The sequence below is a fragment of the Methylophaga sp. UBA2496 genome (assembly GCF_002341635.1).
In the GTDB taxonomy this organism is placed as follows: Bacteria; Pseudomonadota; Gammaproteobacteria; order Nitrosococcales; family Methylophagaceae; genus Methylophaga.
This window is the reverse complement of record NZ_DDOK01000008.1, coordinates 1-11,244: the sequence shown is the minus strand read 5'-3', so window position 1 is coordinate 11,244 and position 11,244 is coordinate 1. Positions and strand designations below refer to the sequence as shown.

The following is an 11,244-nucleotide window of genomic DNA, read 5'->3' as shown; positions in this document are numbered from 1 at the left end:
CCGGTTTGATATCAATTTAAGTCTTGAAAGTAGGTAATTATGGCAGCAGTAACAATGGCAGATCGTGATGGCGTTATCTGGTTGGATGGCGAATTCGTGCCTTGGCGTGAAGCAAAAGTCCATGTTCTGACGCATACCCTGCACTACGGTATGGGCGTGTTTGAAGGTGTTCGCGCCTACAAAACAGATGCTGGGACCGCTATTTTCCGACTGCAGGAACATACCGACCGTTTATTCCGCAGTGCGAAGATTCTCGGTATGAAAATGCCGTTTGATAAAGCGACGCTAAATGAAGCGCAACGTGCAGTGGTTCGTGACAACAAACTGGATTCGGCCTATATACGTCCAATGTGTTTTTATGGGTCTGAAGGTATGGGAATCCGTGCAGACAACCTCAATACACATGTCATGGTAGCTGCCTGGAGCTGGGGCTCGTATCTGGGTGAAGAAAATATGACGCGAGGTATTCGCATCAAAACGTCTTCATTTACCCGTCATCATGTGAATATCACCATGTGTAAAGCCAAAGCCAATGGCAACTATATGAATTCAATGATGGCGTTACAGGAAGCTGTGAACGATGGTTATGACGAAGCGTTATTACTGGATGCCAATGGTTTTGTCACAGAAGGCAGTGGTGAGAACTTTTTTATGATCCGTGATGGCGTGCTTTATACACCGGAGCTGACTTCTGCACTGGAAGGTATTACCCGTGATACGGTTATGCGCCTGGCCAATGATATCGGTTTGAAAGTGGTTGAAAAACGCATTACCCGTGATGAAGTGTATATCTGTGATGAAGCTTTTTTCACTGGAACGGCAGCGGAAGTAACCCCAATTCGTGAACTGGATAATCGTCCAATCGGTGAAGGTAAACGCGGCCCGATAACTGAACAATTACAAAGCATGTATTTCGATCAGGTGTATGGTCGTAGCGAATATTATCGCGACTGGAATACACTGGTTTAATTGCTTAACACTCGTATTACGTAATAACAAAGAGGTTAGTACCAAATGGCAGGTCATAGTAAGTGGGCGAATATTCAGCATAGAAAAGGTGCGCAAGATGCCAAACGCGGCAAACTTTTCACGCGGTTGATTCGTGAAATTACTGTCGCTGCCAGAATGGGGGGCAGTGATCCTGCCACTAACCCGCGATTACGTGCTGCCATTGATAAGGCTTTGGGCAGTAATATGACTAAAGATGTTATCGAACGCGCTTCAAAACGTGGTGCTGGCGAGCTGGAAGGCGCGGCCTATGAAGAAGTACGGTATGAAGGTTACGGACCAAATGGCATCGCCATTATGGTGGATTGTATGACGGATAATCGTAATCGTACTGTGGCCGAAGTCCGCCATGTTTTCAGTAAACGCGGTGGCAACATGGGCACCGATGGCTGCGTGGCCTTTATGTTTAATCAAAAAGGGATTATCAGTCTGGCGCCAGGTGTAGACGAAGACGCGGTCATGGAAGTGGCACTGGAAGCTGGTGCTGAAGATATTGTCACCAATGACGACGGTTCCATCGATGTGTTTACTACGCCGGATGACTATGCCGCCGTTAAAGATGCTTTGGATGCAGCAGGATTTGAGGCACAATCAGCTGAAGTCACTATGCACCCGGACAATACCGTCAGCCTGGATCTGGATGACGCGCAAAAAGCTATCGCGATGATTGAAGCATTTGAAGAGCTGGATGATGTGCAACAGGTATACTCAAACGCTGATTTCTCCGATGAGGTGATGGCGCAGCTGGGTAGTTGATTTGGTGCTTTCTGATTTTGATATTGTGGTCATCAGTGTGTATATGCTGGCATGCAACAAGGCGCATTGTGCAGGTAATGTTTTTCCCCTTGCCAAGTGATGCAATGTAGTGGCGGGGCAATACATATACGCTTAAAGGGTTCCCTGGCCGCGTTGTTTTTCTTACAAGGTGGTTATCATTTCTCGCTAGCCGCGCCTTGCCATGAATGCTGACAGAAACAACTGAAGGTCCCAATATCACGATGAGAGAACACTAGTTATGGCGCGCATTCTTGGTGTGGATCCTGGTTCTCGGAAAACCGGTTTTGGCATCATAGAGCTTGATGGTAAACAAATTAATCATGTTATTAGCGGCAGACTGCTGGTCGGGGATGGTGATTTTGCCAACCGGCTTAAGCAGATTTTCGAGGGATTAACAGATATCATCCAGCGCTATCAGCCCGACATCATGGCCATCGAACAGGTATTTCTGCATAAAAATGCCGACTCCGCTTTAAAACTTGGTCAGGCGCGGGGTGCGGCCATTTGTGCTGCGGTCAATCAACAACTGCTTGTCCATGAATATTCCGCAACCCAAATTAAAAAAGCCGTTGTGGGCAATGGACATGCCAAAAAAGAACAGGTTCAGTATATGATGACGGTCATGTTGCAACTTAAAGAAGCGCCACTGGAAGATGCCGCCGATGCTTTGGCGTGTGCGGTCACTCATGCGAATCATGCTGCTCTGGATAGTCTCACTAATAAACTTCCCGCAGGAATGCGGCTCAGTCGTCGTCGAGGAGGACGCTATAGCAGATGATTGGCCGTTTAACTGGAATTATTATCGAAAAACAGCCCCCTGAATTAGTATTGGATGTGCAAGGGGTTGGCTATGAAGTTTCGGCTCCAATGTCGACATTTGTCAATTTGCCGCCACTTAATGAAAAAGTAAGTTTATATACCCATTTGGTGGTGCGTGAAGACGCTCAGTTACTGTATGGTTTTGCTACTACACGCGAACGATTATTATTTCGCAGTTTATTGAAGGTGAATGGGGTTGGAGCAAAACTGGCATTGACCATTTTATCCGGTAGTGATGTGGACAGCTTTGCAAGAAGTGTCCAGGAGGGGGATGCCGCAAGTTTGACGCGGCTGCCCGGTGTCGGTAAAAAGACAGCTGATCGTCTTATCATTGAGATGCGCGACAGGCTTAAAGAAGTGGGTTCCGCGATGGGACTTGATGAGCAAATTACCACGAATATGCCGAGCGCTGGCGGGGCACGAAAAGAAGCACTGGAAGCTTTGGTAGCTTTAGGGTATAAAGCCGCCGAAGCAGACAGAATGATCCGTAGTTTTGATGCACAGGATATGACAACTGAGCAAATCATCAGACAGGCATTGCAGCGAAATTAACTATGGATGAACGATTTATTTCCCCGCAAACAGTAAATGATGATGAACGGGTGGATCGTGCTATCAGACCTCTCAGTTTGCAGGATTATATCGGTCAGCCAGTGGTTCGTGAGCAGATGGAGTTATTTGTTTCTGCTGCTCGTAAACGTAAGGAAGCATTGGATCACACGCTTATTTTTGGTCCCCCCGGACTTGGTAAGACCACATTGGCACATATTATCGCCCATGAAATGGGAGTGAATTTAAGACAAACGTCAGGTCCGGTATTGGAACGTCCGGGTGATTTGGCAGCATTATTGACGAATCTGGAACCGAATGATGTATTGTTTGTCGATGAAATTCATCGACTGAGTCCGGTGGTTGAAGAAGTGCTGTACCCGGCAATGGAAGATTACCAAATCGATATCATGATTGGTGAAGGGCCGGCAGCACGTTCGATTAAGCTGGATCTCGAACCTTTTACCTTAGTCGGAGCCACAACGCGTGCGGGTTCTTTGACCTCGCCATTACGGGATCGTTTTGGCATTGTGCAGCGATTGGAATTTTATAATGTTGCTGATTTAAGTACGATTGTGCAACGTAGCGCAGGTATTTTGGGTGTCTCTCTGGACATAACTGGAGCAGGCGAAATTGCTCATCGTTCGAGGGGAACTCCACGAATCGCGAATCGACTTTTGCGGCGGGTAAGAGATTATGCGGAAGTCCGGTTTGATGGTGTGGTGACAGCGGAAATTGCTCGACAGGCACTGGATTTACTGGATGTTGATAAGTTTGGTTTTGATATGTTGGACCGTAAACTTTTGTTGGCCATTATTGAAAAGTTTTCGGGCGGGCCAGTTGGGCTGGATAATTTGGCAGCCGCCATTGGCGAAGAACGAGGCACGATTGAGGATGTTATTGAACCTTTTCTGATACAGGAAGGGTTTATTATGCGGACACCTCGTGGCCGAATTGCCACCAAACGGGCCTTTTTACATTTGGGGTTGACACCGGATTTGGATCTTACAGGTGATTAATGCAGTCTTTTGATTGGCCGGTAAGGGTGTATTACGAAGATACCGATAGTGGTGGCGTGGTCTATCACGCAAATTATCTGAAATTTATGGAGCGGGCGCGAACCGAATGGCTGCGCCAGCTTGGTTTTGAACAGAACGTTTTAAAAGACGAGCATAATTGTCTGTTTGCAGTCCATTCGATGCAAATCAATTTTCGTCGACCGGCACGATTTAACGATGCCTTAATGATTCGATCTGAAATGACACAAACGAGCGGTGCAAGCATGCAGTTTGAACAATCAATATTGCGTGACGACGAACTGTTGTGCAGTGCGTCAGTCAGAGTGGCTTGTCTGGATGCTCTGCGATTTAAGCCGTGCCCTATACCTTCTTTTATTTTGACGGAGATGCAATGTGAATGCTGATCTATCCTTGATGTCCCTGATATCTGAAGCCAGTTTGTTGGTACAGATTGTGATGCTGATTTTGCTGCTGATATCAGTTTATTCCTGGACTATTATTTTCAAAAAACGTAGTGAACTTGCCGAAGCACGGCGAGATGCTGACTTGTTCGAAGATAAATTCTGGTCAGGAAATGAATTAAACAGACTCTATGAGGATATAACCGCCAGGCCGCATTCTGGTAGAGGTATGGAAGGTATTTTTGAGGCAGGTTTTAAGGAATTTGTCCGTTTGAAAAAAACTTCCACAGATTCGACTTATGTGTTGGAAGGTACTCAGAGAGTAATGCGTATTTCTCTGTCCAGAGAAATGGATGAGTTAGAAGTGTCATTACCTTTCCTTGCCACAGCCGGCTCAACCAGCCCTTACATTGGTTTATTCGGAACGGTCTGGGGTATCATGAATTCATTCCGTGCTTTAGGTGAAGTCCAACAAGCGACACTGGCAATGGTGGCGCCTGGTATCGCTGAAGCGTTAATCGCCACAGCAATGGGGTTGTTCGCTGCGATTCCAGCGGTTGTGGCATATAACCGCTATTCACATGAAGTAGAGAGATTGATTAGTCGTTATGACAATTTCGTTGAAGAATTCTCTTCAATTTTGCAACGGCAACAAGGTTAATAACGGAGCCAACTATGGCGCTTTATAAACAACAACGCCAACGTCGCAAGCCTATGGCAGAAATTAATGTCGTACCGTATATCGACGTTATGCTGGTACTGTTGATCATCTTTATGATTACTGCTCCTTTGTTAACACAAGGGGTACAGGTAGATTTGCCGCAAGCGGATGCCAACCCTGTCGAAGCCCCGGAAAATCTAGAACCACTGGTGATTTCCGTGGATGCGGAGGGTAATTACTACGCTTCTGTCGGTGATAATCAAGACGAAAGTATCGGCGCGCAAGAGCTGGTTGCCAGGGTCTCGGCGGTATTACGTCGCAACCCTCAGACACCCGTCATGGTCAAAGGCGACAGTTCAGCAAGTTATGGACAGGTGGTAGGGGCTATGGCTTTATTGCAAAAGGCTGGCGTACCTAATGTCGGTTTAATAACTCAACGTCCGGAAACGGAAACACAGTAATTAATATGAAGCATTCTATTGTGCAAACCTTTCTTGCCGGTGGAGCCTCAACAGTACTGCATGTATTGCTGTTTTTGCTATTGATATTCAGCTTTGATATGCCCACTGAGATTCGCCAGTTTGGCCAGCCGGAAGTGGAGATAGTACAAGCCACGGTAATGGATGAAGAGTTAGTTCTTGAAGAAATGGCACGATTGCAGGAGGCGGAAGACAGCAAACGTGCTGCTGAAGAAGAGCGTCAGCAAAAGCTGGATGAACAACTTGAAAAATCCCAACAGGAACTGGCACGTCAAGAGCAGGAACTGCTGGACATGCAAGAGCGTGCGAAGCTGGAGGCTGAAAAACGCAAACAGGAAGCAGAGCAAGAACAACAACGCTTAAAACAAGAAGCTGAAAAAGAACAGCAACGCCTAAAAGAACTTGAACAGCAACGAGTTGAGCAGGAAGAAGCACGCAAACAAGCAGAGCTGGAACGTCAGAAGGCTGAGGAAGCTAAACAGCAGGCAGAGGCCGAACGAAAAGCAGCCGAAGAAGCCAAACAGAAAGCTGAGGCGGAAAGGTTAGCTGCGGAAAAAGCCAGAGAAGAAGCTGAAGCCAAACGCAAAGCTGAAGAAGAAGCCAGACGTAAAGCGGAAGAAGAAGCGAAGCGTCAAGCTGAGGAAGAGGCCAAACGCAAAGCGGAAGAAGAGGCCAAACGTAAGGCCGAAGAAGAAGCGAAACGTAAAGCTGAGGAAGAGGCCAAGCGAAAGGCTGAAGAAGAAGCTAAGCGTAAAGCAGCCGAGGAAGCGAAACGCAAAGCTGAAGAAGATGCACGTCGTCAGGCCGAAGCAGATTTACAGCGCCAATTGGAAGCAGAACAAGCCGAGCGTGAAGGTCGCCGGGTAAGAGGCGTGGTAGATGAGTATTCACAAATCATTCAGCAACGGGTAAAACGATTTTGGAATAAACCAGCGAATGCTGACCGGGGCTTGGAAGTGACATTACGGATACGAACATTGCCTGGCGGAGATGTTGGGGAAGTCACCATCGTTAAAAGCAGCGGGAATGCGATTTTTGATCGATCCGCAGAAAGTGCAGTCTACAAATCCTCACCATTGCCACTTCCAAGTGATGCGAAAGCGGCAGCGGAATTTAAAAGTTTTAATTTTGTATTCAGACCAGAATAAGAGGCGAACGTGATGATAAAGAAATGGTTGTTAAAGCTAGGCTTTGTGCTTGCTTTGTTACCTTTACAAGCACAAGCCTTACTGACTATTGAGATAACTGGCGGATCAGATGCAGCATTACCAATTGCTATTGTTCCTTTCGGAAGTGAAGGGCTGAAAGCACCCGAAGATATTACGAAAATTATTCGTAACGATCTCGAAAGCAGTGGTCGTTTTGCCCCATTGGATGAACAGGATCTTGTATCCCGGCCCAGCGAACAGTCACAGGTCAATTTTGCTGACTGGCGTTTATTGAGATCGGAAGGACTCGTTATCGGAAAAATCAGTAGTCAGGATGGAGAGAATTTTCAGGTTCAGTTCCAACTCTTTGATGTTTACCGTGGACAACAGTTGGCGGGTAAAAGATATCAAGTACCCGCATCGGGCCTGAGAGCATTAGGACACCAGATTGCTGATCTGATTTATGAAACACTTACGGGTGAGAAAGGTATATTTTCAACACGACTGGCTTTTGTTACTCAAGTCACTGCTGGCGATGGGAAAAAGCGTTTTGCATTACAAATTTCGGATGCTGATGGAGCAAATCCGCGCACCGTATTACAATCAACTCAGCCAATTATGTCGCCAGCCTGGGCGCCTGATGGAAACCAGCTTGCTTATGTTTCTTTTGAAAATGGAAAGTCAGAAGTTTATGTTCAACAGCTGCAAAGTGGTCAACGTAAATCTGTCGCTTCTTTTGAGGGTATAAACAGCGCGCCATCATGGTCGCCAGATGGTCGAAAACTGGCACTGACCCTGTCCAGGAATGGTAATCCTGAAGTGTATGTTCTGGAGTTGACAAGTGGTGATTTAATTCGTGTAACCAATAATGCCCAGGCCATAGATACTGAAGCCGTCTGGTCACCTGATAGTAAAGACATTTATTTCACATCTGACCGTGGTGGTCGCCCACAAATCTACCGGGTTTCTGCAAACGGCGGTCGGGCCGAACGGGTCAGTTTCGAAGGTAATTACAATGCGTCTCCTGATATATCACCGGATGGACGTAAATTAACCATGGTGCACGGCGCGAATGGTCGTTTCTATATTGCAGTACAGGATTTGAAAACCGGAGCGATGCAAGTTCTGACTGAGTCAGGACGCGCCGAGTCACCGAGTTTTGCTCCAAATGGTCAAATGATCCTGTATGCTACTGAGCAAAAAGGTAGCGGTGTATTAGCTGCTGTCTCTGTTGATGGCCGGATCCATCAACGTTTGAGCGAATCCGGAATTGTCGTGCGTGAACCAGCATGGTCTCCGCTGAAAAAATAATTTATGTCAGGAGTGTTTGTTATGAATCGTTATAAATTCTCGGCTCTGTTTGTTGCATTGTTCCTATTGAATGCCTGTAGTAGTAATGCAACTAAAGATGGAACGGATGATGTGCTGGTGGAAGAGCGCAATGGCGCATCGACATCAGGTGTTTCAGGTCAAGGCGCTGATGGTAGTGATTTGGGTGCTGAAGCGAGTGTAATTGTTGGCGAAGACGGTTACGCCGGAAGTGAATTGAATGATCCTTCCAACCCATTATCCAATCGGGTAATTTACTTTGATTACGATAGTGCCAGCGTCAGACCGCAGGATCAGCCGATTGTTGAAGCCCATGCAGAATATTTGGGCAAAAATCCAAATTTGAGTGTGAGACTGGAAGGACATACTGATGAACGGGGGTCACGTGAATACAACCTTGCTTTAGGTGAACGTCGTGCTCTGTCTATTCGTCAATTATTGATGTTGCAGGGTGCCAGTGCTCAACAATTCCGGGTAACCAGTTTTGGGGAAGAACGTCCCGCAGTTGATGGTAGCGATGAATCTGCATGGTCTCAAAACCGTCGAGTTGAAATAATTTATATTGGTCGTTGATATGCCTTTTAAAAAGCGAAAACAACTTGCAATAGCAATAATGGTGGGCGCTTTCTTGGCGCCCACTGTTTCTTGGGCTGAGCAGGAATCCATACAAGCACGTATGGATAGACTTGAGCGAATCATCCAAGGACAAGGGTTAACTTCATTGCTCACTCAGGTGGATCAACTTCAGCGTGAAATTCAGCGTTTGAATGGAGCGAATGAAGAGCTCAGTCATAAAATCGATCAGATGCAGCAGCGTCAGCGGGAACAGTATCTTGATTTAGACCAACGTTTGACTGAAGTCCAGCAGCAGCCTGCGGCAGCACAAGAACCCACTCGAGATGAGTCAGCTTCCATGACCAGTGAAGCTGCTGGTGCAGAGTTGGCTGATAACGAGTTAGAACAAACTGCTCGAGACTCTGCCATTGATAATGGGGAAATTGACACCCTTGCTCCGGTTGCCGTTGAAAGTGGTGAAGCTGCTTACCAGTCTGCCTTACAGGATTTACGCGGTGGACGTTACCAGGAAGCTTTAACGGCTTTAGGAGAGTTTCCGCAAAATTATCCAAACAGCACCTATCTGCCAAATGTTTATTATTGGCAAGGAGAAGCGCATTACGTATTACGTGAATTTGATAAGGCTATAGTGGCTTTTGATAAAGTGCTATCCAACTATCCGGATAGCAATAAAGTCTCAGATGCTTTACTAAAGCGTGGCTTTAGCGAATATGAAACTGGTGATACTGGCAAAGCTCAGGAAACGCTGAATTTGGTGATTCAAAAATATCCTGATACATCTGCTTCACGTTTAGCCCGAGTGCGTCTGGATCGCATTCAGCAAAATGCGCAATAAAAGATTATTTGTAGAACGAACTGATGGCTCAATGTCGTATCACCGAGATTTTCTATTCATTGCAAGGTGAAACCCGGACAGTAGGTCTGCCCACCGTTTTTGTAAGACTTACGGGCTGTCCTTTACGCTGTGGTTATTGTGATACTGCTTATGCATTTCATGGCGGGAAAAAGATGGAAATCAGTGACATTGTTACTGAAGTTAAAGGCTTTAGTCCCCGCTATGTCACAGTGACCGGTGGTGAACCGCTGGCGCAAAATACTTGCCGGGAATTATTAAGCGCCTTGTGTGATTTAGATGTCGAAGTGTCATTGGAAACCAGCGGAGCGATGGACATCAGTAATATCGATCCACGGGTTGTAAGGGTTATGGATTTAAAAACCCCCGCATCAGGCGAAGTCTCCAAAAACCGTTACAGCAATATCGATCTGTTAAACCTCCAGGATCAGGTTAAATTCGTTATCTGCAATCGTGAAGATTATGATTGGGCCTGCCAGCAGATATCACATTTCGAATTAACCCATCGTTGTGAGGTATTGTTTTCCCCGGTACATGGTGATTTAAACCCAACTGACTTGGCTGAATGGATTGTTGCCGATAACCTGCCAGTGAGAATGCAAATTCAACTGCATAAATATTTATGGAACGATGCGCAAGGCAAATGAATAAACGTGCGGTCATATTACTTTCCGGCGGATTGGATTCGGTTACGGCCTTGGCAATAGCCAAAGCTGAAGGTTATGAATGCTTCAGTATCAGCTTTGATTATGGCCAGCGACACAAAACCGAACTTGTAGCCGCAGAAAATCTGGCTAAAAAAGCTAATGTTGTCAGTCACAAAGTAATACAAATTGATCTGCGTGCCATCGGTGGTTCAGCGTTAACCGATGACATCGATGTGCCTGAGTCAGAACAGAAGGGTATTCCTGTTACCTATGTTCCGGCAAGAAATACGGTTTTCCTTTCGATTGCTTTGGGATGGGCAGAGGTGCTTAATGCCGAAGCCATTTTTGTAGGGGTTAATGCCGTTGATTATTCTGGTTATCCCGATTGCCGCCCTGAATTTATCGATGCATTTGAAAAACTGGCAAACCTGGCAACCAAATCTGCAGTTGAAGGTTCCGCTATATATATAAAAGCTCCATTGATGCATCTATCAAAGTCAGAAATCGTCAAGCGTGGTACGGAGCTGGGGATTGAGTACAGTGAAACAGTCTCTTGCTACCAGGCTGATGCGCAAGGCAGGGCGTGTGGACAATGTGATTCCTGTCGCTTGAGACGACAAGGTTTTATTGATGCTGGATTAGCAGACCCAACACGTTATCAATAAGTTATTGTTTCTTGGTAAGAATCAGCAACTACCTGTTTTCTGCAAGACTCCCCCCGACTTTGTATGTCAGTAAAATAGAAAAATATTGGCAACTGGGGTTGTCATTTTTATCAACTATAGTATTATGTCGCGCTTGGTTTGGGCCGTTAGCTCAGTTGGTAGAGCACCGGACTTTTAATCCGATGGTCCTGCGTTCGAGTCGCAGACGGCCCACCATTTTTTCTGCAAAATTTCAGTTTTATTCTAGTTTCATAATTCTGTAATAATTGTTGTTGACAGCCCGGCGAGTGGCTGTATAATTCTCGCTTCTTTG

The 11,244-nt window shown here is 46.1% G+C and carries 14 protein-coding genes and 1 tRNA gene; all 15 read left to right on the top strand.

Features of this window, described 5'->3' with window-relative positions; genetic code table 11:
- Positions 1–39 precede the first annotated feature (39 nt).
- The 15 genes from B2W60_RS12170 to B2W60_RS12100 all read left to right on the top strand — a co-directional run bounded on the left by B2W60_RS12170 (position 40) and on the right by B2W60_RS12100 (position 11,147).
- Entirely contained in the window at positions 40–969 is a 930-nt protein-coding gene (locus tag B2W60_RS12170; protein ID WP_292361195.1) for a branched-chain amino acid transaminase, read from the top strand.
- Between the two features lie 45 nt (positions 970–1,014).
- Positions 1,015–1,764: a YebC/PmpR family DNA-binding transcriptional regulator gene (locus B2W60_RS12165; RefSeq protein ID WP_292361194.1), complete on the top strand. Its 750-nt coding sequence runs from the start codon at positions 1,015–1,017 to the stop codon at positions 1,762–1,764.
- 259 nt (positions 1,765–2,023) lie between these two features.
- Entirely contained in the window at positions 2,024–2,563 is a 540-nt protein-coding gene (gene ruvC, locus B2W60_RS12160) for a crossover junction endodeoxyribonuclease RuvC (RefSeq protein ID WP_292361193.1), read from the top strand.
- The gene (gene ruvA, locus B2W60_RS12155; RefSeq protein WP_292361192.1) at positions 2,560–3,156 is read left to right on the top strand and encodes a Holliday junction branch migration protein RuvA; all 597 of its coding nucleotides are present in this window, start codon (positions 2,560–2,562) and stop codon (positions 3,154–3,156) included. Before ruvC ends, ruvA begins: the two co-directional genes overlap by 4 nt.
- Before the next feature lie 2 nt (positions 3,157–3,158).
- Positions 3,159–4,172: a Holliday junction branch migration DNA helicase RuvB gene (gene ruvB, locus B2W60_RS12150; RefSeq protein WP_292361191.1), complete on the top strand. Its 1,014-nt coding sequence runs from the start codon at positions 3,159–3,161 to the stop codon at positions 4,170–4,172.
- On the top strand, positions 4,172–4,576 hold the full coding sequence (ybgC, locus tag B2W60_RS12145; RefSeq protein ID WP_292361190.1) for a tol-pal system-associated acyl-CoA thioesterase: 405 nt from the start codon (positions 4,172–4,174) through the stop codon (positions 4,574–4,576). The genes ruvB and ybgC overlap by 1 nt, the downstream gene beginning before the upstream one ends.
- 10 nt (positions 4,577–4,586) lie before the next feature.
- On the top strand, positions 4,587–5,234 hold the full coding sequence (gene tolQ, locus B2W60_RS12140; protein ID WP_300497907.1) for a protein TolQ: 648 nt from the start codon (positions 4,587–4,589) through the stop codon (positions 5,232–5,234).
- Between the two features lie 14 nt (positions 5,235–5,248).
- Positions 5,249–5,695 carry a protein TolR gene (gene tolR / locus B2W60_RS12135; protein ID WP_292361188.1) on the top strand — a complete coding sequence of 149 codons (447 nt, stop codon included), beginning with the start codon at positions 5,249–5,251 and terminating at the stop codon, positions 5,693–5,695.
- A gap of 5 nt (positions 5,696–5,700) precedes the next feature.
- Positions 5,701–6,861: a cell envelope integrity protein TolA gene (gene tolA / locus B2W60_RS12130; protein WP_292361187.1), complete on the top strand. Its 1,161-nt coding sequence runs from the start codon at positions 5,701–5,703 to the stop codon at positions 6,859–6,861.
- A gap of 12 nt (positions 6,862–6,873) precedes the next feature.
- Complete coding sequence (tolB, locus tag B2W60_RS12125; RefSeq protein ID WP_292361186.1) at positions 6,874–8,172, top strand: Tol-Pal system beta propeller repeat protein TolB; 1,299 nt, start codon at positions 6,874–6,876, stop codon at positions 8,170–8,172.
- 21 nt (positions 8,173–8,193) lie between these two features.
- The gene (pal, locus tag B2W60_RS12120) at positions 8,194–8,763 is read left to right on the top strand and encodes a peptidoglycan-associated lipoprotein Pal (RefSeq protein ID WP_292361185.1); all 570 of its coding nucleotides are present in this window, start codon (positions 8,194–8,196) and stop codon (positions 8,761–8,763) included.
- A 1-nt stretch (position 8,764) separates the two neighbouring features.
- A complete protein-coding gene (ybgF, locus tag B2W60_RS12115) occupies positions 8,765–9,601 on the top strand; it encodes a tol-pal system protein YbgF (protein WP_292361184.1) in 837 nt (278 codons plus the stop codon).
- A 20-nt stretch (positions 9,602–9,621) separates the two neighbouring features.
- Positions 9,622–10,266, top strand: a complete 645-nt coding sequence (queE, locus tag B2W60_RS12110; RefSeq protein WP_414673271.1) for a 7-carboxy-7-deazaguanine synthase QueE — start codon at positions 9,622–9,624, stop codon at positions 10,264–10,266.
- The gene (gene queC, locus B2W60_RS12105) at positions 10,263–10,931 is read left to right on the top strand and encodes a 7-cyano-7-deazaguanine synthase QueC (RefSeq protein WP_292361182.1); all 669 of its coding nucleotides are present in this window, start codon (positions 10,263–10,265) and stop codon (positions 10,929–10,931) included. Before queE ends, queC begins: the two co-directional genes overlap by 4 nt.
- Positions 10,932–11,071: 140 nt before the next feature.
- Positions 11,072–11,147: transfer RNA gene (locus B2W60_RS12100), tRNA-Lys, on the top strand.
- Positions 11,148–11,244: the final 97 nt, after the last annotated feature.

What these genes read in the sequence shown, in the direction of transcription:
- B2W60_RS12170 (WP_292361195.1), top strand. Translation starts at nt 40, where the DNA reads ATGGCAGCAGTAACAATGGCAGATCGTGATGGCGTTATCTGGTTGGAT.
- B2W60_RS12165 (WP_292361194.1), top strand. Translation starts at nt 1,015, where the DNA reads ATGGCAGGTCATAGTAAGTGGGCGAATATTCAGCATAGAAAAGGTGCG.
- ruvC (WP_292361193.1), top strand. Translation starts at nt 2,024, where the DNA reads ATGGCGCGCATTCTTGGTGTGGATCCTGGTTCTCGGAAAACCGGTTTT.
- ruvA (WP_292361192.1), top strand. Translation starts at nt 2,560, where the DNA reads ATGATTGGCCGTTTAACTGGAATTATTATCGAAAAACAGCCCCCTGAA.
- ruvB (WP_292361191.1), top strand. Translation starts at nt 3,159, where the DNA reads ATGGATGAACGATTTATTTCCCCGCAAACAGTAAATGATGATGAACGG.
- ybgC (WP_292361190.1), top strand. Translation starts at nt 4,172, where the DNA reads ATGCAGTCTTTTGATTGGCCGGTAAGGGTGTATTACGAAGATACCGAT.
- tolQ (WP_300497907.1), top strand. Translation starts at nt 4,587, where the DNA reads ATGTCCCTGATATCTGAAGCCAGTTTGTTGGTACAGATTGTGATGCTG.
- tolR (WP_292361188.1), top strand. Translation starts at nt 5,249, where the DNA reads ATGGCGCTTTATAAACAACAACGCCAACGTCGCAAGCCTATGGCAGAA.
- tolA (WP_292361187.1), top strand. Translation starts at nt 5,701, where the DNA reads ATGAAGCATTCTATTGTGCAAACCTTTCTTGCCGGTGGAGCCTCAACA.
- tolB (WP_292361186.1), top strand. Translation starts at nt 6,874, where the DNA reads ATGATAAAGAAATGGTTGTTAAAGCTAGGCTTTGTGCTTGCTTTGTTA.
- pal (WP_292361185.1), top strand. Translation starts at nt 8,194, where the DNA reads ATGAATCGTTATAAATTCTCGGCTCTGTTTGTTGCATTGTTCCTATTG.
- ybgF (WP_292361184.1), top strand. Translation starts at nt 8,765, where the DNA reads ATGCCTTTTAAAAAGCGAAAACAACTTGCAATAGCAATAATGGTGGGC.
- queC (WP_292361182.1), top strand. Translation starts at nt 10,263, where the DNA reads ATGAATAAACGTGCGGTCATATTACTTTCCGGCGGATTGGATTCGGTT.